The organism is Chryseobacterium sp. FR048, from assembly GCF_056844665.1.
Genome location: NZ_JBXDSE010000003.1, coordinates 196,893 through 220,154, shown reverse-complemented (window position 1 = coordinate 220,154; position 23,262 = coordinate 196,893). Strand labels below are relative to the sequence as shown.

Annotated in this window: 19 protein-coding genes; 11 read left to right on the top strand and 8 right to left on the bottom strand. The window is 37.7% G+C overall.

The window, feature by feature from the left end; all coding sequences use genetic code 11:
- The first annotated feature begins 30 nt into the window (after nt 1-30).
- Nucleotides 31-2,883: a SusC/RagA family TonB-linked outer membrane protein gene (locus AC106K_RS10320; protein WP_482445082.1), complete on the top strand. Its 2,853-nt coding sequence runs from the start codon at nt 31-33 to the stop codon at nt 2,881-2,883.
- A 12-nt stretch (nt 2,884-2,895) separates the two neighbouring features.
- Entirely contained in the window at nt 2,896-4,581 is a 1,686-nt protein-coding gene (locus AC106K_RS10315) for a RagB/SusD family nutrient uptake outer membrane protein (protein WP_482445080.1), read from the top strand.
- A gap of 92 nt (nt 4,582-4,673) precedes the next feature.
- On the opposite strand, the gene AC106K_RS10310 is transcribed toward AC106K_RS10315, so the two are convergent.
- On the bottom strand, nt 4,674-5,600 hold the full coding sequence (locus tag AC106K_RS10310; RefSeq protein ID WP_482445079.1) for a helix-turn-helix domain-containing protein: 927 nt from the start codon (nt 5,598-5,600) through the stop codon (nt 4,674-4,676).
- Nucleotides 5,601-5,780: 180 nt separating this feature from the next.
- Between AC106K_RS10310 and AC106K_RS10305 the strand changes: the two genes are divergently transcribed.
- The 3 genes from AC106K_RS10305 (at nt 5,781) to AC106K_RS10295 (ending at nt 9,084) form a co-directional block, all read left to right on the top strand.
- Entirely contained in the window at nt 5,781-7,310 is a 1,530-nt protein-coding gene (locus tag AC106K_RS10305) for an aldehyde dehydrogenase family protein (protein ID WP_482445078.1), read from the top strand.
- A gap of 280 nt (nt 7,311-7,590) precedes the next feature.
- Nucleotides 7,591-8,625 carry an alcohol dehydrogenase AdhP gene (gene adhP / locus AC106K_RS10300; RefSeq protein WP_047096206.1) on the top strand — a complete coding sequence of 345 codons (1,035 nt, stop codon included), beginning with the start codon at nt 7,591-7,593 and terminating at the stop codon, nt 8,623-8,625.
- Between the two features lie 75 nt (nt 8,626-8,700).
- Entirely contained in the window at nt 8,701-9,084 is a 384-nt protein-coding gene (locus AC106K_RS10295) for a DUF779 domain-containing protein (RefSeq protein WP_482445076.1), read from the top strand.
- A gap of 15 nt (nt 9,085-9,099) precedes the next feature.
- Here the strand turns inward: AC106K_RS10295 and AC106K_RS10290 are convergent, their stop codons facing one another.
- Nucleotides 9,100-9,624, bottom strand: a complete 525-nt coding sequence (locus AC106K_RS10290; RefSeq protein WP_482445074.1) for a hypothetical protein — start codon at nt 9,622-9,624, stop codon at nt 9,100-9,102.
- A gap of 16 nt (nt 9,625-9,640) precedes the next feature.
- Entirely contained in the window at nt 9,641-10,846 is a 1,206-nt protein-coding gene (locus tag AC106K_RS10285) for a dicarboxylate/amino acid:cation symporter (protein ID WP_482445073.1), read from the bottom strand.
- A gap of 94 nt (nt 10,847-10,940) precedes the next feature.
- On the opposite strand from AC106K_RS10285, the gene AC106K_RS10280 reads away from it, so the two are divergent.
- From AC106K_RS10280 to AC106K_RS10270, 3 genes are read left to right on the top strand one after another with little or no spacing between them, the layout of a single operon-like run.
- A complete protein-coding gene (locus AC106K_RS10280; RefSeq protein WP_482445072.1) occupies nt 10,941-11,861 on the top strand; it encodes a DnaJ C-terminal domain-containing protein in 921 nt (306 codons plus the stop codon).
- Nucleotides 11,862-11,864: 3 nt separating this feature from the next.
- Nucleotides 11,865-12,167 carry a chaperone modulator CbpM gene (locus AC106K_RS10275; protein ID WP_482445070.1) on the top strand — a complete coding sequence of 101 codons (303 nt, stop codon included), beginning with the start codon at nt 11,865-11,867 and terminating at the stop codon, nt 12,165-12,167.
- A gap of 35 nt (nt 12,168-12,202) precedes the next feature.
- Complete coding sequence (locus AC106K_RS10270) at nt 12,203-12,733, top strand: hypothetical protein (protein ID WP_482445068.1); 531 nt, start codon at nt 12,203-12,205, stop codon at nt 12,731-12,733.
- Between the two features lie 78 nt (nt 12,734-12,811).
- Here AC106K_RS10270 and AC106K_RS10265 read toward each other — a convergent pair whose 3' ends face one another.
- Together AC106K_RS10265 and AC106K_RS10260 are read right to left on the bottom strand one after the other, a co-directional pair.
- Nucleotides 12,812-13,795 (bottom strand): PLP-dependent cysteine synthase family protein, encoded by a 984-nt coding sequence (locus AC106K_RS10265; protein ID WP_482445066.1) that lies wholly within the window; start codon nt 13,793-13,795, stop codon nt 12,812-12,814.
- 115 nt (nt 13,796-13,910) lie between these two features.
- Nucleotides 13,911-15,140 carry an ABC transporter permease gene (locus AC106K_RS10260; protein ID WP_482445065.1) on the bottom strand — a complete coding sequence of 410 codons (1,230 nt, stop codon included), beginning with the start codon at nt 15,138-15,140 and terminating at the stop codon, nt 13,911-13,913.
- A gap of 4 nt (nt 15,141-15,144) precedes the next feature.
- On the opposite strand from AC106K_RS10260, the gene AC106K_RS10255 reads away from it, so the two are divergent.
- Nucleotides 15,145-16,341 (top strand): exo-beta-N-acetylmuramidase NamZ family protein, encoded by a 1,197-nt coding sequence (locus tag AC106K_RS10255; RefSeq protein WP_482445064.1) that lies wholly within the window; start codon nt 15,145-15,147, stop codon nt 16,339-16,341.
- 159 nt (nt 16,342-16,500) lie between these two features.
- Here AC106K_RS10255 and AC106K_RS10250 read toward each other — a convergent pair whose 3' ends face one another.
- The 3 genes from AC106K_RS10250 to AC106K_RS10240 are packed head-to-tail and all read right to left on the bottom strand — an operon-like array spanning nt 16,501 to nt 18,523.
- Complete coding sequence (locus AC106K_RS10250; protein WP_482445062.1) at nt 16,501-16,707, bottom strand: hypothetical protein; 207 nt, start codon at nt 16,705-16,707, stop codon at nt 16,501-16,503.
- A gap of 4 nt (nt 16,708-16,711) precedes the next feature.
- Nucleotides 16,712-17,338: a DUF3575 domain-containing protein gene (locus AC106K_RS10245; RefSeq protein ID WP_482445060.1), complete on the bottom strand. Its 627-nt coding sequence runs from the start codon at nt 17,336-17,338 to the stop codon at nt 16,712-16,714.
- Nucleotides 17,339-17,344: 6 nt separating this feature from the next.
- A complete protein-coding gene (locus AC106K_RS10240) occupies nt 17,345-18,523 on the bottom strand; it encodes a thioredoxin family protein (RefSeq protein ID WP_482445058.1) in 1,179 nt (392 codons plus the stop codon).
- Nucleotides 18,524-18,981: 458 nt separating this feature from the next.
- Between AC106K_RS10240 and AC106K_RS10235 the strand changes: the two genes are divergently transcribed.
- Nucleotides 18,982-20,559, top strand: a complete 1,578-nt coding sequence (locus AC106K_RS10235) for a histidine kinase (RefSeq protein ID WP_482445056.1) — start codon at nt 18,982-18,984, stop codon at nt 20,557-20,559.
- Between the two features lie 112 nt (nt 20,560-20,671).
- Nucleotides 20,672-23,257 (top strand): zinc-dependent metalloprotease, encoded by a 2,586-nt coding sequence (locus tag AC106K_RS10230; protein ID WP_482445054.1) that lies wholly within the window; start codon nt 20,672-20,674, stop codon nt 23,255-23,257.
- The last annotated feature ends 5 nt before the right edge of the window (nt 23,258-23,262 follow it).

Genomic DNA, 23,262 nt, shown 5'->3' with positions numbered 1-23,262 from the left:
TGTCACTTCAATATATTAAAATTTGTTAATATGAATGTGAAACTGCGTGTTTTGACAGCTGGGGTTCTGTTTTTTACAGGACAAGCTGTATTTGCTCAAGAGAAAGAATCTAAGAACGGTAAGGACAAGGAAACTAAGATTGAGGAAGTAGTTGTTTTGGGATATAGCAAAACTGCTACAAAAGCTAAAACGACAACCTCTTCAGTAACGGTAGGTTCTGAAACTTTGGAAAACAGACCGAATATTTCGGTACTGAATTCAATTCAGGGTACAGCTCCCGGTATTGTAGTGAACTCTGCTTCAGGTTCTCCGGGTTCAGGGAAATTCAACATCCTGATCAGAGGTACAAGTTCCCTTAACGGTTCTACAGACCCTTTATACGTTGTAGATGGGGTTATTACTTCAGGTTCTCAGTTTAGAAACCTGAACTCTTATGATATTGATACGTTCAGTATCCTGAAAGATGCCCAGGCAACGGCAATCTATGGTAACAGAGCTGCAAATGGAGTTGTTGTGATTACAACAAAAGGAGGTAAATTCAATTCCGGATTAAAGGTTTCTTATGATGCCTTAACTTCTTTCAGTAAGATCCCTGAAAATAAATACAATGCATCAAATGCTCAACAGTTATTACAGCTTCAGAAGACTTTAAAAGCTGGGTTAGGAAATACCTTAACGCAGGATCAAATCAATAACTGGGGAACAGATACTGACTGGAACAAAGTATTTACTCAAGTCGGTATTTCTCAGCAGCATAACCTTGCCATCACCGGAGGTGGAGAAAATATTAACAACTTTTTTTCTTTGGGATATGTAGACAGTGAAGGTACTGTGAAATCTACAGATTTCAAAAGATTTACATTAAGAAATAACCTTAATGGTAAATCTAAAAACGGAAAATTAACTTTTGGTTCTATCATCGGTTTAGGATATTCTAAAAGAAATCAGCTTGATGATGAAACCAATGCAGGTATTGCCAACAATACTCTTCAAAACCCACTATTTGGAGGTATCCTTTCAAGACCGTATATAGGACCATCACCTTATGCTAACGGAAGAGATCTATATAATGCTATTGGAAATGATGCTACAAACAACAGACAGTGGATCCTTCAGGATAATGTTAATGGTGGAATCAGAAACAGATTTACAGAATTAAGTATTTCTGCGAATGCCAATGTAAATTATAAAATTACAGATTATCTAAGTGTTGGAAACAGAACAGGTATCGAGTACAAAGAATATAACAGAACCTTTGCCAGATCACCTCTAGGTTACCTTTCTATCAGTGTTGCCAATAGTGACGGATCCAGATATGGAGGAAATGAAGATTTTACCTCAACACAGGACCTGACATTCAACAGTATCACGAATATTACATTCAATAAGTCTTTTGGAGATCACACCATTAGTGCAGCAGCCTATATGGACTATATCAAAGCTCATGTAAGCTCAACTTTCCAAAGACAAAACGGTCTGAACCCACTACAATGGGAATTTGGAGCAGGTACAGGGTATATTCCTTTTAACCCGGATACTCCGAACTTCTACAGACCTTCAGTAAGTGCTTCTAAAGTAACAGCTGGTACATTGGCTTACTTTGGAACTTTAGACTATGATTACAAAGACAAATATGGAGTAAGTGGAGTTGTAAGAAGAGATGGTTCTTACCGTTTCCTTCCTACCAACAGATGGGAGACTTTCTGGTCTATCGCAGGTAGATGGAATATCGACAAAGAAAACTTCATGGCTGATTCAGGATTCAGATTATTGAAGTTAAGAGCTTCCATTGGTACTACGGGTAACCAGAACTTAGGAATTGCTTCTGATAACCAAAACCCATTAGCTTTACTTCCAAACAATTTTCTTGATCTTTATACTGGTGTTTCAGGATATCAAAACCTGCTAGGATATAATTTTGTTAACTTATCAAATCCTTATTTGAAGTGGGAACAGGTAAAACAAACTAACATTGGTTTAGACTTTAATTATAAAGGTTTGATCGAAGGTAGCGTTGATTATTATCAGAAGAGAACAACAAGAATGTTCAATGACCTTCAGAAATCATCTGTTACAGGGGCTTATTCAATCAGAGGAAATGACGGTGTTCTTGATAACAAAGGTATTGAAGGGTTGATCAGATATAATGCGATCAAAACTGCAGATACAAAATTATCAATCTTCGCCAACGCAGCTTATAACTCGAACAAAATCGTATCAATGGGCAGTGAAAACCTTGCTGGTGATGTGGTAAATGCAATCGGAGGGCCGGCTGGTCAGTATCAGTTATATCCATACATCGGAGTAAATCCGGATAATGGTAACCTACAGTTTCTTGATAGAAACGGAAATGTAACTGAAGCTCCTACTTCAGGAGACAGAAGACTGACAGGGAAATCCCGCTATGCTAAATTCACAGGAGGTTTTGGATTCAACTTCCAGCACAAAGGTTGGTTCTTGGATACCTTATTCTCTTTCCAACAAGGAGGATGGATCTATGATAACTTAAATTCTTGGTTAATGGATCCGAATGCAGTAGCCAACAGAAACCTTTCTGCGGACTTGCTAAATGCATGGACTCCTGACAACAGAAATACTGATGTACCTTCATTAGGAGCGAAAAACTTAAGCTTAGGTTCTTCAGACAGATTCTTACGCAGATCAGATTTTATCAGACTTAAGAATGTTTCCGTAGGATATAACTTTACCAAAGAGCAGTTAGGTAAACTACCTGTAAAAGGTATTAAAGTATTTGTTCAGGCAGAAAACCTTTATACATGGACAAAATGGAAAGGATTTGACCCGGAACCAATTACTTCGTATTCACTAAATGTCTATCCGAACCCAAAAACTGTATCGGTAGGTTTAAATGTTGATTTTTAATAGAGAAGAATTATGAAAAGAATAATAAATACAGTATTAATTGTAGCAACTTTATCATCTGCAGCATTTACTTTAAACAGCTGCCAGGATGCACTTGATATTAAACAGGCGGGGGAATTACAAGAAAAAGACCTGTATACCAATGTCGCTAACTTAAGAGAAGTTTTAAATGGTTCTGTATATGGACAGTTAGATCCAATGGACGAGATCTATTTTACAGCCGTATTTACAGATGAAGTAAAACCTGGTTCCGGTAGTGGAGGTCAGGAATATTCTTTACACAGATTTTTCCTTGATCCTGCAAGTTCTGTTATAACAGGAGGAACTGTGGGAACAGCTGGAAGTGATGGAATCTGGTTAAATAACTATAGAGTTATTAACAGAGTCAACAGATTATTGGAAGGAGCAAAAAATATTACACCTTCTAATGATAAAGAAAAACAAGAATACAAAGAGATCCTTGCGCAGGCAAGAGCTATCAGAGCTTATTGCTATGTACAATTAGAGGCATATTTCTCTAAGGACATGAAAAACCCTAACGAATTAGGTGTTATCCTTTTGAAAGATGTTCCTTCTACAGATGCACAATTGCCAAGAGTTAAAAATCAGGATGTATATGAGTTTATCAATGCAGATCTAGACTATGCAAGAGGTATCTTAGGGACTTCTACCAGCCAAAGAAGATATTTTGCTGATAAGAACTTTGTAAATGCCGTTACAGCTCGTTTTAACCTTTACAGAGGTGAGACTGCTTTGGCTAAACAATATGCAAAATTGGTAATTGATAATTCTGGTTTATCTCTTACGCTTGGAGCTCCAATAACAGGAGGAAATGCAGCAGTTCCTCTTACTGAAGCTGATGGTACTATATTCCAATCAGGAGAATATACAGAGCCAAAGACTACTGATAAATGGAATATTGCATTCTATGGAGGAATCAATGATGCTAATGGAAATGGTATTGTAGGTGGTTCTTTCAATCCATATAGAAGAATGTGGGCAGATTCTGATAATGGAGAAGTAATATTCTCTCTGAACAGACTACCATTAGGAGCAGGAGGTGCTATCGGTAATAAGTGGAATACGAATAACTCTACTATTAAGGGGTCACCCATGTGGTTCTGGGGAAGAAATTTATATAACATATTCAAGAATACCCCAGGGGATATTAGAAAATATGCTTATGTAGATCCTACATCTGACGCTAAGGCTAATTATGCTTCTGCAACAGCAGGTAATACGAGAGCTGATGCATTGGTTATCGATAAATATCCTGGAAAGATAAGTGCATCTACAAGAAATGATGTAAAAGTTTTCAGATTATCAGAAATGTATTTCATTTTAGCTGAAGCTGAAGTGGCAGCTGGAAATCTTTCAGCAGCCCATGACCTGATCCAGAAAGTAAGGGAAGCAAGAAACTTCCAGAATGCAGCAGTTACTCCTGCTTATTCTAATACTCAGGTAGCTTATGCGGATATCCTGAAAGAGCGTAGGGTTGAATTAGCACTTGAAGGTCACCGTTACCTAGACTTGAAGAGACTTGCTGTAGCGGCAAACGTATCAATGGATAGAAACGCTACTGATGACGTTATTGCTGTTGAGAACCTTCCGAATGGAGATTATAGATATACGTTGCCTATTCCAATCAAGGAAATGTCGGCTAACCCGAATATCAAACAAAATGATGGTTATTACTAGTCATTATTAAAATAAAAATACCCCTGAAGTTCTGCTTCAGGGGATTTTTTTGCAATTAATATAAATCAGTACACATAAACTGTTGTGAGAAATTATTCAGAATAGATGGCTCTGTTCTGATAGCTTTTCGGAGTAACCCCTACAAGCTGCTTAAATACCCTTGTAAAATAATTGGTATCTGAAAATCCTGTTTGGAAAGCGGTTTCCTTAATGCTGTTCTGGCTTGCCAATAATTCCTTAGCCCTGTTGATTCTTTCCTGAAGAATGAAATCGTTGGGAGAAGTTCCAAACTCGTCTTTAAACATTTTAAAGAAATTAGATTTGCTTACATAGGCTAATTTGGCAATACTGTCTATAGAGAGCTTCTGATGGAGATTCCTTTTGATATAATCTACTACAAAGCCAATTCTTGACCTGTTTTTTACAATATTTTTTTCCACCATGCTTCTTGCCTGGGTTTGCATGAGCCTGATCAGAAGTTCTTTCAGGGCAAAATCAGCCATGATGTCTTTTTGAGAATTATCATCCATAGCAATTCTCATGATATTATTGGTGGCAGAAGCCAATGCCTGATTATTAAAAAGAAAATATTCATCCAGCTGAATGTTCCATTGTGATGCCTCGTCTACCTTAGGAAGACTATAGTTGAGATAATTCAGAGAATTTTCTATGAATTCAGGATTAAGGCTTAGAGAAATACATTGCGTAGGAGTATCGTCCGCTTCCGGAAAATCAATAACCATGGTTTCGCCCGGGGCAACCAGAATACTTTCCCCTGGAAAATAATCGAAATAACCGGTCTTATGATCCAGTTTCATATGTTTTTTACCCCTTAGCATAGCCGTAAAGGCAATATTTTCAAAATGAAGTTTTACCCCAAAAGCCGCCTTATGAGTTTCATAAATACTGAATTCACAGTTATTGAGATTGAATTTTGTCTGGTTTTCAACAAGACTCAATAGCTGGTTTTCCTTGTGTAATTCGGGAGTATTTAATAAAATCTTGTTGTTATTGCTCATTTCTGAAATTATTTGGAGTAGAGGTAACTCAAATATAAAAAAAATGAAAGAATGTTGTTGTTAATAAAATTATAAAATTGAATCTGTGTATGATTCTGCACTTTTTTTATACGATTGTGCTATGCTTTTTTTCTCCGGACCTGTAATTTGGTCGTATTGAAAAATTAAAACAATACTGATATGAGCACTCTTACAGAACCAAAATCAGCAACTCTTTTACAACGACCAGAGTTCAAAAGCAAATATGACAATTATATTGACGGAAAATTTACACCTCCCGTTAAAGGGCAGTATTTTGACGTAGTATCTCCGGTGGATGGTAAAACCTTCACCCAGGTAGCCCATTCCTCCAAAGAAGATCTGGAGCTGGCTGTAGATGCGGCAGAAAAAGCCTTTCAAACCTGGAAAAATACGTCTTCCACAGAAAGAAGTATCATTCTTAATAAAATCGCAGACAGAATAGAGCAGAACCTGGAATACCTGGCGACTGTAGAAACCATCGACAATGGTAAAGCAGTGAGAGAAACGCTGGCAGCAGATTTACCTTTAGCTATTGACCATTTCAGGTACTTTGCGTCTGTGATCCGTGCAGAAGAAGGGTCACATAATGAACTGGACAAAGATACCGTATCACTGATTGTACACGAACCTCTTGGAGTGATCGCACAGATTATCCCATGGAACTTCCCGATATTAATGGCAGTATGGAAACTGGCTCCGGCATTGGCCGCAGGAAACTGTGTCGTTTTGAAACCTGCAGAAAGTACTCCGGTTTCTATTATGGTATTAATGGAGCTGATCGGTGATCTTTTACCGGCAGGAGTGATTAATATTGTCAACGGATTCGGAGCAGAGCTGGGAAGAGCGTTGGTTACCAATCCTAAAGTCGCTAAAGCGGCATTTACAGGATCTACAGCGACAGGACGTTTAGTGATGCAATATGCTACAGAAAATATCATTCCTGTGACTTTGGAATTAGGAGGGAAATCACCCAACGTTTTCTTCAATTCAGTGATGGATGCCGATGATGAATTTTTAGATAAAGCGATTGAAGGAGCAGTTCTTTTTGCCCTCAATCAGGGAGAGATTTGTACATGTCCTTCAAGATTACTGGTGCAGGAAGGCATTGCAGATGCTTTTATCGAAAGAGTTATCGAAAGAGTAAAAGCGATTAAAGTTGGAAATCCATTGGACAAAACCGTAATGATGGGAGCGCAGGCTTCACAGATTCAGAAAGATAAAATACTTTCCTATATCCAATTAGGCAAAGAAGAAGGAGCAGAAGTATTGGTAGGAGGAGATGTGAATCATTTAGGAGAAGATCTTGAAGAAGGATTCTACATTCAGCCAACCATTTTCAAAGGAAATAACAGAATGAGAATTTTCCAGGAAGAGATCTTTGGACCTGTCCTTGCTTTTACCACCTTTAAAGATGAAGAAGAAGCGGTGAAAATAGCCAATGATACCATCTATGGACTTGGGGCAGGAGTATGGACCAGAGATGCCCATCAGTTGTATAATATCCCACGTCAGATCGAGGCGGGAAGAGTTTGGGTCAATCAATACCATTCCTATCCGGCAGGAGCGCCTTTCGGAGGCTACAAGCAGTCCGGTATCGGAAGAGAAAACCATAAAATGATGCTTGATCATTACCGTCAGACCAAAAATATGCTTATTTCTTACAATAAGAACAAATTAGGTTTCTTTTAATATTAATTTTAGGACGTGCCCGATTGCCTTGGCTTTATCCAGGGCATACGGTCGGGCTATTCAGGGCTGCACTTCGTTTCGGTGCTTCATTACATTGCGCACCGGCTCGTTCCTCGCCGCCCTTACTATCCCTCACGCAGGAAAATATAAACCATTATATCCTGTTATGGTCTGATACCAAAAACTTTATGATCATAAAAGTCAAATTGACAAAATCAGGAGAACATACGATTACTTAAAAATAAAATAACCCTGATCAACTCTATCAAAAAAATAAAATATGATTCCAAAAACAATGAAAGCTGCGGTAGTTCAAGGCTACGGACAGCCTCTGAAAATTGAAGAAGTACCTGTAAGAGAACCCGGAAGATATGAAGTCCTTGTAAAGGTCATTGCCTGCGGTGTTTGTCATACAGATTTACATGCTGTAGACGGTGACTGGCCTGCCAAACCCAAAATGCCTCTTATCCCGGGGCACGAAGGAGTAGGTATCGTAGTCGCTTGCGGACCCGAAGCTTTTGTAAAAGAAGGAGATGCCGTAGGAGTTCCATGGTTGTACAGTGCCTGCGGATGCTGTGATTATTGTATAACAGGATGGGAAACCCTTTGCGAAGCCCAGAAAAACGGAGGTTATAGTGTAGATGGAGGTTTTGCAGAATATGTAATTGCGGATTCAAGATATGTGGGACATCTGAAATCTGATGTCAACTTTTTGGAAATTGCGCCTATTTTATGTGCAGGGGTAACAGTATATAAAGGTTTAAAAGAAACAGAAACCAAACCTGGAGAGTGGGTAGCTATATCAGGAATCGGAGGATTGGGTCATGTAGCCGTTCAGTATGCGAAAGCCATGGGAATGCATGTTGCAGCTATTGATGTAGCAGATGACAAGCTTGATTTAGCCAAAAAACTGGGAGCGGATCTGGTTGTTAATGCAAAAAATACAGACCCCGGCGAATATCTGCATAAGGAAGTAGGCGGAATGCATGGTGCGTTGATCACAGCAGTATCACCAATAGCATTCAAACAGGGAATAGATGTTTTGAGAAGAAAAGGAACGATTGCTCTTAACGGACTTCCTCCAGGATCATTTGAACTTCCGATTTTCGAAACGGTTTTAAAAAGAATTACTGTCAGAGGATCTATTGTAGGAACCCGAAAAGATCTTCAGGAAGCCCTTGATTTTGCTAATGAAGGTCTTGTAAAAGCTACAGTAACCGCTGCCAAATTAGAAGATATAAATGATGTCTTCGATAAAATGAAAAAAGGACAGATTGATGGCAGAATCGTATTGGATATTGCAGGCTCAAATTAAATATTGATGTTACTGATCCCGGTAAAGTTTATTTTACCGGGATCTTTTATAAAAAATAATAGTCTTATCAACAAAATGGAAACAAAAATAGCAAGACTTTCAGCAACGGAAAATGCACTTGAAGTCATTCAGAAGCTTGAAGACCAATACGGCCCATTGATGTTTTATCAGGCTGGAGGATGTTGTGAGGGAACACAGCCGCAATGCTTTGAAAAAGGAGGCTTTTTTCCCCGGATGAATGATGCCATGATCGGCACCATTAGCGGATATGAGTTCTGGATAGACCGGGACCTTTTTGAATACTGGAAATATTCCCATTTTACACTCGATGTGGTGGATGGCTTCGGACCTGGCGGTTTTTCATTAGAAACTCCATTAGGTAAAACCTTCAAGGTACATTACAGGCTTTTCACTCCTGAGGAATACGAACATCTGGAACCTGTAAAACGGAGTGAGTAAAGAGACTTACTATCCTCAAAAAGAAGATGTGGTAGGCTTTTGAGCAATATATGTTAATTCTCTTTCAAAGTCATATGTTCCTTTTCTGATCTCCCTCTTTAAAACAAAATATTGGCTGATGATAATAATGGCCGGGATCACAATGATTAAGAAATTCAGGTCTTTATTTTCTATATTGATTATTAGTAATAACGAGAAAAATACGAGTAATACCAAAGTGAAAATCTGAAAGAAAGACGGAATAAATTCTATAAAAACAGAGGTTTCATCGTGATCATCGGATAGCTTTCCTTTCATTAAAGGGTAATTCATATTAATATCAAAAAAACGTCTTCTTCTTTTAAGGATAAAGTTGTTTTCACGGATCATTCCACGGTATTCAAACCTTGTGGGAATAGTAGAATCTCTGATCAGCGATATAAAAGTGGAATTGGTTTCGTAAGTGATTTTCGACAATCTATGAATCAGCTCTTCCTTGTGGATACTGATTTTAAGACTAAGGCTGTCGTATAAACCAATGTTTTTAAAAAATGAGTTCATGGTGTTTTAAACTAATTTAAGAGGAGACCTTCACAAACCGGCTGACAAACATAGCAGCAACAACGTCTCCCACTGCATTCAGAACCGTTGCCAAAGGGTCTACCAAAGTCCCGATAATCATGACAGCAGGAATGGCTTCCTGAGGTAATTTGTACACCGAGATCATCAGCATTTCACCGATATATCCACCATTGGGAATACCTCCCGCAACAATACTTACAAAAACAGTAATTCCTAAAGCTAAAAGTAAATTGGCCGGATCAAAAAAGTCTTTACCAATAATTAAAAATGCTACATAGATTTTAATAATGGAAGACATGGAAGACCCGTTTTTATGCAGAGTTGTACCAATAGGAATCACCAGATTGGCAATCGAATTGGGAATCCCGATCTTAGATGCAGCCTGTAAATTTGCCGGCATTGTCGCAAAACTGCTGCAGGTACTTATCGCTGTAAGAGTAGGGTAGATTGCGTTGGTCCAGAAAATTTTAACCCCTTTCTGCCCATTAGCCATAAAAGCATAAATAGAAAAGAACAGCAGAAAGTAAACAATTCCTGCAATATAATATAAACCTAAAGGCTTAGCATAAAATCCAAAAAGCTGTGGTCCCAATGTAGCCACCTGATAAGCAAAATAAGCTCCCAAACCAATGGGTGCCAACTTCATGATCAATAAAAGCAATTCTTTCATGACTTCATACCCCGAAGCAATGAAAGCCCTGAAAGGCTGTCCCTGTTCTCCCGTTTTTCTGGCAGCAAACCCTGTAAGGAAAGCAAATACTAAGAGTGCCAGCATATTTCTTCTTGAAAAAAGCTCTGTAAATTCACCAACCGTAAAGAAACTTACGATTCTGTTGCCCCAGGTTTCGTTATCTGCTGCCTCGTTCATGATCTGAGAACTTCCCGAAACTCCGGAAACCGGGAAAAGATACACTGCACAGATCGTAAAGACAGCGGCAGTAAGAATAAAGAATAAAAAGGTAAGGGCCATCACAAGAATGATCCTTCCAAATTTAGACTGTTGCTCCAATGAGGCAATAGAATTGGATACCGCAAAAAATACAAGAGGGACAACACTCACAAAAAGAAGGTTCAGGAAAATATCACCCAAAGGCTTGATATATTCTACAAAATCCGGAGCTACAATTCCTATGATGCTTCCAATAGTAATTCCGAGTAATAAAAATAGAATCCCGGAATAGTTCTTTAAGACCTCGTTCATGTGGTGCTTTTTTATCAAAGATAGGTTTATTTTTAACATTTTGTTATACAATATTCAGACCTAAATTTCATAAATTTGGGTAAACATCGTTTCTATGGCTTATATAGATTACTATAAAATTTTAGGAGTAGATAAGAACGCAACACAGGATGACATCAAAAAGGCCTATCGAAAACTGGCCAGAAAACATCATCCTGATCTGAACCCTGATGATAAAGAAGCTGAAAAGAAATTCAAAGAGCTGAACGAAGCCAATGAAGTGCTCAGCAACCCGGAAAACCGTGCGAAGTATGATAAATACGGAGAACACTGGAGACATGGTGAAGAATATGAAAAAGCCCAGCAACAGCAGCGACAATACCAACAACAGCAAAATTATAATAATAGAGGAGGTTTCTCCGGCGCTGATTTTGGCGAGGGTGAGGATTTTTCAGATTTCTTTCAGAGCATGTTCGGCGGAGAAGGAGGCAGCTTTGGCAAAAGTTCAAGAGGAAGAGCCTCAGGAAAGTTCAAAGGACAGGATATACAGGCAGAATTGAGTTTAAATTTAAGAGATGCCGCCAAAACTCACCCGCAAACCTTCGACATCAATGGGAAAAAGGTGAGAATTACTATTCCGGCAGGAGTCTATGACGGACAACAGATCAAATTGAAAGGACATGGGAATCCAGGTGTCAACGGAGGCCCTAGCGGAGATCTGTATATTACCTTCAATATTCCTATTGATCCGGACTTCGAAAGGGTAGGTGACGATCTGAAAACTAAAGTTAAGATCGATTTGTATACCGCTGTTTTAGGAGGTGAGGTAAAAGTAAATACCCTGGATGGAAGCGTCAGCCTTAAAGTAAAACCGGAGACCCAGACAGGGCTTACCGTAAGATTGAAAGGAAAAGGATTTCCTGTATACAAAAAAGAAGGGGAGTCCGGAGATCTTTTTGTGACTTATGAAGTGAAACTGCCTACTAATCTTACAGAAAAGCAGAAAGAACTTTTCGAACAACTAAAAAATTCCTAAGCTATGAGTGAAAGAATATCACGGGAAGAACTCGTAAAAATTTATAATATAGAAATCACTTTTTTTGATGATCTTGTAGATTACGGACTGTTGAATATTCAGATTGAAAATAATATTCACTATCTGATGTATGAAGATCTACCGGATCTGGAAAAATTTGCCAACTGGCATTATGATCTTGAAATCAATCTTCCCGGCCTGGAAGTTATTTATAATATGCTGAAAAAACTGGATGCTTTAAACAAAAGAAACCGGGAGCTGATGAATAAACTTTCTGCAATAAGTGATCAATATGAGGATATTTAATGTAGTTTTGTAGCTTTTTAAAGCAAGTCATTATTATGAGTGAAGAAAAGGTGATTACATTAAAACCGCACAGAAAGATTTTTGAGGATATTTATTTTAGTGGTAATCAGGGCAGCCTGCTTTTTTCACCAACAACTAAAAGCAAGACGATAACAACTATTGCCGCAGCTGTTATTTTGGTGATTGTATTCCTTTTCAAAGACAGTTTGAGTAAAGACAGTAAAGGGATTTTATACTTTCTGAGTTTTATATTCCTGCTATGTGCTGTTTTTTTGTCTGTGAGTGTCAATAAGGTTTCAAGATGGAAAAAACAGGTCAGCCATTATCTGAACGTACTGGAAAAATGTAAGGTTTACGAAATCAGATTTGACCAGAACTTTTTTACGATCAATATCGACGGAGAAAAAGAAACCAGTGAATGGAAAGATTTTGATCTGTTTGACAGTAATCAGGATTTCATCTCTCTGGAAGGAAAATACAGCTATATGTTCCCCAAAAAATCAATGAGTGAAAAAGAATATTCATTGCTAAAGAAAACTTTAAAAGACAATATCAACCAACAATAAAAAAACGGAGCAGAATAGTGCTCCGTTTTTTGTATGATTAAATTGGCCAATCAGCCTTTTTACAATTTAGCTTTTTGCTTACTCCAGCCAACCCATTTCCTTCATCCACTCATCATTGTAGATTTTTCCTACATATCTTGAGCCATGGTCATGAAGTAAAACTACAATAACGTCATCTTTTGTGAACTGGTCTTTCATCTGAACCAATGAAGCGATTGCACTTCCTGCAGAATATCCACAGAATATCCCTTCTTCTTTAGCCAGTTTTCTTGCATAGATAGCTCCATCTTTATCTGTTACTTTCTCAAAATGATCGATAACAGACATATCGTAGTTCTCAGGAATAATGTCTTCCCCGATTCCTTCTGTAATGTAAGTATAGGCATGATCATAGTGAAGTTCCCCTGTTTCGTGGAATTCTTTCAGGATAGAACCATAAGTGTCTACACCTATTACTTTAATATCCGGATTCTTTTCTTTGAAGAAAGTTCCGCATCCTGTAATGGTACCTCCTGTTCCTGCTCCTACTACAAAGTGAGTAAGCTTTCCTTCAGTCTGTTCCCAGATTTCAGGAGCGGTAGACTCATAGTGAGCCGCTCTGTTAGAAAGATTATCATATTGGTTGACGTACCAACCGTTTTCGGTTTCTTTTGCCAGTCTTTTGGAAACTGAATAATACGAACGTGGATCGGTAGGTTTTACATCTGTAGGACAAACAATAACTTCTGCTCCTACAGCACGAAGAATATCACATTTTTCTTTTGATTGCTTGGAATTGGTTACAAAAATACATTTGTAGCCTTTGATGATGGCAGCCAGTGCCAATCCCATTCCTGTATTTCCGGAAGTTCCTTCGATGATGGTTCCCCCTGGTTTTAGTCTGCCGTCTTTTTCAGCATCTTCAATCATTTTAAGGGCCATTCTGTCCTTTACGGAATTTCCTGGGTTGAATGTTTCTACTTTTGCTAAAACTAAGGCTGGAAAGTCTTCTCCTAATACGTTGTTAAGTTTTACAAGCGGTGTATTACCTATCGTTTCAAGAATATTTTTTGCGTATTTCATAAATGTTTTATAAGCGGTGCAAAGATAGCGCTTTTAAAGTTATCTATACTTCGAACAATATTGAAAATAAATGAAAAACAGCAGGCTGCATGCTGTCAATCATAAGTTTTAATGATTAATTGTATTTGATTGCCTTTACCGGAGAAATCTTACTGATCAGATAACTAGGAATGATTAAAGCTAGCCCTGAAATAATCAGAATTCCTACGGAAATAGATATAATAGCAATAGGGTTAAGATCTACAGGAACAGTACTTACATAATAATTTTCAGGGTTCAGTTTGATAACACCAAAGAATTTCTGGATCAGAATCAGCCCCAATCCGATAGCATTTCCATACAGAAGTCCCGGAATCATAATGATCAGGGTATAATTGATGAAAGTAGCCCTTATCTGTGAATTGCTTGCCCCTAATGTTTTAAGTAAACCGATAGAGTTGGTTCTCTCGATAATAAGAATCAGAAGAACCATAATAATGTTGATGACTACTACAATGAGCATAATGATGATGATCAAAGCAATATTGGTATCAAAAATACTGATCCAGTCTGTGATCTGAGGAAACTTTTCAGTGGCCTTTTCCGCATAATTTTTGTAACCGATCAGTTTTTCTATTTCAGGAAAATCTTTGTCAATATCATTTACATTTTTCAGAAAAATATCTATACCTCCAATTTCATCAGGTTTCATATCCTGAATTTTTCTCGCATGATTGATTCCGCCAATGATAAACTGATCATCGATAAGCTTAATATCTGTTTTATAGATCCCAATAATTCTGAATTTACGGTATAGCGGTTTCTGATCAGCTTTTAAAAATACAGTGACAATACTGTCATTCAGTTTGAGATGCAGGTCATTGGCTATTTTTTGGGAAATAGTGACATTATTGTTGAAGCCTGTTTCTGTAACCTTTGGAGTGGTCCCAGCAATAAGGAATTTTTTAAATCTTAAGCTGTCAAAATCTTTTCCGATTCCCTTAAAAATAATTCCTGCAAAATTATGCTCATTACGCATGACCCCTGTAACAGTTACATACTTCTGTACATTTTCTACATCCGGAAGTTCCTTTATCTTGTTAATATTCAGTCCCTGATTATCAAGTACGGACGTATTATAGGAGGAATTTGAACGGGTAGATCTTACGGTGATATGCCCGCTGAAATCTGCCAGCCTCTCTTTGATAGCTTTTTTAGAACCAAAACCGGTGGCTACGGTAATTAAGGATACAATGATCCCCAAAGCTACAGAAAGCCTGCCAATGAAGATGATAACCCTTGAAAGGTTATTTTTGTTATCTTTGGAAAATGCTATTTTTCTAGAGAAATATAAAGGAAATTTCAAGCTTATGAATTTAGATTTCAAAATTAAAAATTTACTTCTGATTTGCCTAATTTTTTTAGGAGTATTCAACCAATATTATTCTCAAACTCAAGTTCAACCGGATTTTAAAACCGGAGCAGATCAACCCGAGGTCTATCTTCCATTATTGAAAGATAAAACAATTGGGGTGGTTACCAACCAGACTGGTTTGATGAGTGACAGAACGCATTTGGTAGATTTCTTAGTAAAGAACGGAATAAAGATCAAAGCTATTTTTGCCCCGGAACATGGCTTCAGGGGAGATGCTGATGCTGGTGCCAAAGTAAAAAACGGAGTAGATGTAAAGACAGGAATTCCGATCGTTTCTTTATATGCAAGCAATAAGAAGCCAAAGCCGGAACAACTGGCCGGGATTGATATGGTGGTTTTCGATATTCAGGATGTAGGAGTAAGGTTTTACACTTATATTTCTACACTGACCTATCTGATGGAAGCAGGTGCTGAAAATAATGTTGAAGTAATGGTACTGGATCGCCCTAATCCACATGATGGCTACACTGATGGTCCGGTACTGAGAAAAAAGTGGACAAGCTTTGTAGGGATGCACGAGGTTCCGGTGGTATACGGACTGACCATTGGAGAATATGGAAAGATGGTAAACGGTGAAAAATGGCTGAAAAATGGGGTTCAGGCAAAATATACGCTGGTTCCCATGAAAAACTATCATAAAAAACAGCGTTATCCGATGTTGGATAAACCTTCTCCCAATTTACCTAATGATAAAGCAATCAATTTATATCCAAGCCTATGTTTTTTCGAAGGGACTCAGGTTTCGGTAGGAAGAGGTACAGAGCTGCCTTTCCAGATATATGGCTCTCCATGGACGGAGAATCTGCCTTATCAGTTTACTCCTAAGCCAAGTTATGGGGCTAAAGATCCTTTCCTGAATGGGAAATTATGCTATGGGGAAAATTTGTCTAATTATCCTAATGATTTAAGAGAACTGAATCTTGAATGGGTGATTAAAGCTTATAAGAATTATAAAAACCCTCAACAGGATTTTTTCCTGAAAAACTTGTGGTTTGATACCTTATCCGGAACGGATGATTTCAGAAAGCAGATCATCGCGGGGAAATCAATTCCGGAGATCAAAGCTTCATGGAAAAAAGATCTGGAAAACTTTGAAAAAATCAGAACCAGATATGTGGTTTATGAAGATTAATGAATGTTAACCTGGAATAAAACATTCTGATGTATTAGGTTTGAAGCTGGAAGGAGTTTATCTGAAATGCATTTACATTTGTTTTACTCCTTTAAAAGGTCTATTCTTTGTGCCCTTTCATTAAAATAATTTCCAGCTTCAAGTTTTAATTTTAAGTGTTTAATCAAAATTTTGGGGCGGATTTTTATCATCTTTGCCCTTATTGAGTATAAAAAGTCCAATAGTAAGTCCTACAACGCCTGCAAAGGCAGTCAATAGGGCTCTCTGTATTTTATCCGGAAGATCGTTTCCCAGATAATTCATTAAAAAAAGGATCACAAAAGTGATCACTGAAATGATAATATGATTTTTTCCGAATGGCTTCATGGTATTATTTAAGTTTATAAGAAATCATGATACCTCCTCTGTAAGGAATAATTTCACCACTTTTATTAAATTTCTCTACTGGATCATAACGTCTCCCTGTTGTACGGTCGTAGCCTTTATAATATCCCTGAGAAGATCCTACAGTAGCATAAATGTCAAGATTCAGACGTTCAGATAACTGAAATTGATACCCCCCCGTGATTCCGAATGTAATGGAATAGCCTTTTTGATAAAGATTGGAGTTCACGAGAATTTCTCCATTCCAGTTTTCAAAGGAGTCATTATTCCAATAATTCCATTTGCTGAGATTATAAGCTGAAACACCAATGTTAACACCTACATACCAATGTTTAAAGGCTTCTTTAAAATAATATCTACCTTCTACAGAAAGAGAATAGATTTGTAATTCATGTCCTGCAAAAGATTTCCATGGTGAGATAAAAACATCTCCCTGCAATGTATATTTAGAGCTTATTTGTTTTTCTACACCAGCATTTAAAATACCTATTGGTAAAAAAAGAGCATTCCCCTTTACATATAAACTTTTCTCATTACTTTGTTCCTGTTCCTGCGCATGCATAGATCCTGATGCCAGAAAAGCCAAAACTCCTGCTAATACTCTATATTTCATCAATGTTTATTTTATCTGCTTTAATAATTCGTCTGCTAGTTTAGAATCTTTATTCGTCTGTAATGCCATATTCCTAGACATTTCTGCATAATTTTTTGCTGTTTCCTTATTGCCGGTTAGGTAGTAAAGTTTGGCAAGGATATAAGTGTTTTCCGAAGTTTCACCTCTCATGACAGATTTTTCTGCCCATTCTGTAGCTTTCTTTAGTGATGCAGGCGTTTTTACATGATCCACAAACACCCATGCTGCTCTTAAAAGTTCATTAGGATCAAACGCATCCGCATTTTTATAATATTCTAAAGCCGCTTTTTCATATTCAGGGAAATTGGCATTTTGTTCATAATAGCTGAGCTTGGTTTGATTGAGCTTTGTCATAGCTGCCTGCTTTCCTACCAATGGCTCGGCTGTTTTCATGAAATAGTCGTCATTGATCTTTTTGTTTTTATCATCAATAGACTGTTCCACTACTTTTGCCAATCTAAGCTGGGCATTAAATTCATTATAAGTTTCCTCAGGTAAAAACTTAATGATTTCCGCTTTTCTGGCCGTAAAGACATTATAGTTGTTATCTTCAGACGATTTTATGAAATAGAGTAGGAGACCAATTTCATCCTTAGTGATTTCTTCGGTTTTCTTTTTATTCTCAAAATACCTTTCAGAAGCTTTTTTAGCGAACTCATAATCGGTATTGGAATTGAGTTTCATAATGTTGATCAGGAATTCAGGATCTTTTTCTCCGCTGGCAAACCTTTCTTTAAGAGATCCTTTTTTATTTCCGGGCGAATTAATATCCTGTGCCATTGCTACAAAGAGGCTTCCCTCCATATAACCGGTGTTTTGGGACACAAGCTCTCCTTCACCGTTCAGGAAAAGATAAGTAGGATAGGAACGAACGCCATACTTAGCAGCGATGTCTCTGCCTTCCCCTTTTTCCATGTCAAATCTTGCATTGACGAAGTTGGTGTTGTAATAATCACTTACGGACTTCTGTGTAAAAACATTTTTCTCCATCATTTTGCACGGACCACACCATGCCGCATAAGCATCAATGAAAACCAGTTTCTTTTCCTTTTTAGCTTTGGCTATAATATCCTTGAATGGCAGTTCCTGGAACTGGATTGCAGTCTCCTGAGCGGAGATAACAATAGAGCAAAAAATAGATATCCCGGAGATGATCTTCTTCATTTTCAAATAAGATTTGTAGGCGAAGATAATTAATTTTCAAAACATAAAATGCTGAATCTTCTGGTCGACGGTGATATTAACTAATTTTAAGACTTCTGTTTACCGCTTTTCTACTTTCCGGATCTGAAAAAACTAAAATGAAAAAAGCGCTGTTTTATTTCTAAGTTATAAGCCAATTCATTTTTCTCAGTCTGAAAACTTATGGATTAAGTCTTACAAAAACTGAATAACTAAAACTGCCATATTGAGTTTTTTCTTGAAAACAGGTCCTTGAAAGCATCTGTTTTATCTGAAAAATAACCCTTTCAGCCAGAAATTTCAAGATATAAATAATTCACTTTTTGGTACTGAAAACTTTGTTATATTTTTGCAAATTAATAAGTTATCTGTAGAAGAGACGCTCCGAGAAGTTAAAATCCTCTGATATACTTTTTGGAGAAATAAGAATGTAGAAGAAATTGAATTTTAAGCACGCCCTAACTCAAAAATCCGTTTATATTACCGCCCTGTCCGTCTGTCTGATCGCTGTGGTGGCATTTGCTGTTTTAAGCTTTTTGATTACCCGTGACAGCCGGAAAAATACTGAAGATTTTGCACGAAGAACCTTCTTCCGTAAATATGAATCGATAGAAAAAGAATTCAGAAATATTGAAGATTATCAGTATCTGCTTCGGGCTCTGATTCGCAAAGACGGTCTGAAAAACTATAAAGACTATTCTTCAGTTTTAAACGATCTTAACAAAAAACGGAATCTGCTGGCGTACAGCTGGTATTACTATGACAGTAATATTACCGGAAAATCTGAGACCAACAACCCTCTGTCTGATATTTTCAAAAATAATGAGAACAGAGAAAAATCGGTTACCCTTAGGAACAATGGTTCCGGATATTTTAAAGATCTTCTGATTAATCATAGAGATAGTTTGTACTGGATGAGCTATGATTCTCTGATGATGCCCAATAAAAATATGCTGTATTATGGGTCTTCCGTAAGTCTTGATGATCTTCACCAATATTTCATCAATGTAGATAAAAACTCCAATACCTATGCGTATGTCTTTACCAAAGAAGGGATCTGTATTACCCATCCGGAAAAGAAATACCTTGGAAAAAATATTGCGGAGTTTACAGATATTAAATCTAAAGATACCCTGTGCAGCAGGTCACAGACAGGATATACACAAGGAACTGCAATTTCTGAGTACTTGGGGGTTGAGGTGACACGATTTATAAAACCGCTAAAAACAGAGAATTTCGATGGATATACCGTTGTAAATCATGTCAACTTTATTATTGATGAAAATGTGTACAAGGTAAGAACCTATACCATCTATATTTTCATGGCAGCTCTGTTTCTTATTGTAACGGTTTTTATTCTCTTCCAGAGATCGGCTAATATTGCGTATAAAGAGAAAGAAAAAATACAGTCTGAAAAGAACCTGCTGCTGATAGAGAATGAGAAAATGTACAAAGCTGAAGTGATCAATCAGCTGCAGCAGCTTAAGAATAACATCAATCCTCATTTTCTTTTCAACTCCCTGAATTCACTGTATATGCTGATTGGAATCAATAAAGATAACGCTCAGAAATTCACAATGAATCTTTCTAAGATCTACCGATACCTGATTGTACCTCCGAAAGAGAATATTGTTCCGGTTTCACAGGAAATCAGTTTTATCCAGAAATATATGGAGCTTCTGAAAAGCCGGTTTGATGAAGAGCTGAATTTTGAACTGATCATCAGTCATGAAGAAAGTTTAGAGAAGAAAATCCCTTATCTATCCCTTCAGGTTGTTACGGAAAATGCGATTAAACACAATATTGCAACCATTGATCAGCCTTTGGAAATCATCATTATAGTGGGTGAGGACGGGATTATTGTAAAGAATACCTGGCAGCCTAAAACAGAGGCTGTTCAGGGAGAGAAGTTCGGAATTGACTATTTGAAACAAATTTATGAATATTTTAGGGTTAATTCTCTAAATATATCTGTAGATGGTGAGTATTTTGTATGTTTTTTACCATTATTAACGTGAAAATAAAAATCCATTCACTCCCGAAAACCAACCGCTCACTCCCTAACAATACCCCTTATTATTTCTTTACCTATAGCTTTGCCAGCTGAAACTAAGATATTTACTATTTGGAATGAATCGGACTATTTTAATGAAGAATTACAGACTGGCGCTGTATTTAGGACTGGCTATAGCTTCACCAATGGCAATGGCTCAGAAAAAAGATACAGTAAAAGTCAACAAAGACAAAACTGATAAGACTGAGGTTTCATCATCAAAGAAGACCAAAAAAATTGAAGACCTGATCAAGAAAGGAACTTATAAGAAAGGACTTTTCAATACAATTCAGGTAAAAACGGATGTTTATTTTGAGATTCAGGACAGTTTGATGGGGCGTCAGTTTCTGGTAGTCAATAAGCTGTCTCAGGTGCCGATGCAGGTGAATGAGGCGGGACTGAACAAAGGAATGAATTATGAGAATAAGATCATTTCTTTTCACCGTGACAATGTAGCCAAAAAGATTTGGGTTAAAACTTCAGACGTCAAAGTATCATCCCCTAAAAACGATGCGATTACAAAATCTGTAAAAGATAACTTTTCGGAATCTGTGATCGAGGTTTTTGATATTGAGGCTCAAAACAATGACTCTACCGCAGTAGCGATTAAAGTGAACAAAGTTTTTGACGGGAATCAAAAGAGCTTTAATGATGTTCTTGCGAATGTAGGCCTGGGCGGATCTGTGAAATCAAGCCTTTCGTATATCGAGGGGGTAAAAACATTTCCTCAGAATCTTGTGGTGAAATCCCAGCTGACCACTTCTGTGAATGAAGGTGGTGTAGACCTTCCGGTGACATTGGGAGTAACTACTAATATTGTGTTGCTTTCCAAAACCCCTATGAAACCGAGGATCTCTGACCAGAGAGTAGGGTTTTTCAGTGAGAAGCATTGGGCATTCAATGACCGTCAGCAGAAAATGGATGAGAAATTCTTCATTACCAGATGGAATCTGGAGCCGAAAGACGAAGACAAAGAAAAATATCTGAGAGGTGAGTTGGTAGAGCCGAAAAAGCCGATCGTTTATTATATTGATCCTGCAACACCAAAGCAATGGCGTGAAAAGATCATCGCGGGAGTCTATGACTGGCAGGCTGCTTTTGAGCAGGCGGGTTTCAAAAATGCTGTTATCGCAAAAATGCCGGATGAAAAAGATGAAGATTTCGATATTGATGATGTAAGATATTCGGTGATTACGTATGCGGCTTCTCCAAAGTCAAATGCGATGGGACCTTCTGTGGTAGACCCTAGAAGTGGTGAAATCATTGAAGCAGATATTATCTGGTGGCACAATGTAATGACTTCTCTTCAGGAGTGGATGAGAATTCAGATCGGTCCTATAGACCCGAAAGCGAGAGGAAATAAATTCAGTGATGAATATATGGGCGAGGCTATCAGATTTGTTTCATCTCATGAAGTAGGACATACTTTCGGACTGAAGCATAATATGGGATCTTCTTTTGCATTTCCTGTAGAATCACTTCGTTCAAAAGAATTCACCGATAAAATGGGCGGAACAGCTCCGTCTATTATGGACTATGCCCGTTACAATTATGTGGCACAGCCGGAAGATGGGGTAACTGCCATCACTCCAAAAATCGGAATTTATGATAAATATGCCATAGAATGGGGCTACAGATGGTATCCGGATGAATTCTCTGAGAAAAAAGCACTTAGAAATTTAATAGAAAAACATCAGGATGATCCTTTGTATTTCTATGGTGAGCAACAAAGTTATTTAGAAACCATCGATCCACGTTCTCAATCTGAAGATTTGGGTGACGATGCGATGAAAGCCAGCGAATATGGATTGAAAAACCTGAAAGTTGTTGTCAATAATCTTTTACAATGGACGTATGAAGATGGTAAAAGCTACACAGATGCAGGTAAACTGTATTTTGGGGTAATCGGACAATGGGATCTGTATACAGGTCATGTGATGGCAAATGTAGGTGGAATTTATCTGAACAACACAAATTTCGGAAGTAAGAAAAAAGCATATGAAGCAGTTCCGGCTGAAACCCAGAAGAGAGCTGTAGATTATCTTGTGAAAAACGCGATCAATCTTCCGGAATGGCTATTCTTTAATCCGATTACAGAAAAGACTTACCCGGTTAAGAACTCACCGATGGGACCTTTCGAGCAGACTCCGTACACTTTAGCCAGAGGAATGCAGTATGCGAATATCTATTCCCTGTTTATGGATGACAGATTGCTGAGGTTACTTGAAAATGAAGTGAAACACGAGATTTCAGGGTCAAAAGAAGAAATCTATACGGTAGAAAACTTATTTGACCAGGTAAGAAGCTCAATCTTCAACAAAAAAGGGACGCTGACTATTCTTGAAAGGATGACACAGAAAAACTATGTGGATGCCCTTATCGTATCAGTCAATAAATTATTTGAAAAGACTGCTGTGAAAGGACTGAAAGTAGACAACACGCTGAATATACCGATGATCTGCAACTTCCACGGGGAAGACAGAAGTATCAGGAATATCAATTATTCATCCATGAAAAGAGTATCTGAAGTGACTACTTACAAGAGAGCGGAACTGCAGAAGGTTCTTGATCTGCTGAACAGAACCAGATACAGAGGAGATGATGCTTCCAGAGCACATTACACAGACTTAATTATTCGTATTGAAGAGGCTTTAAACAAATAACAGGC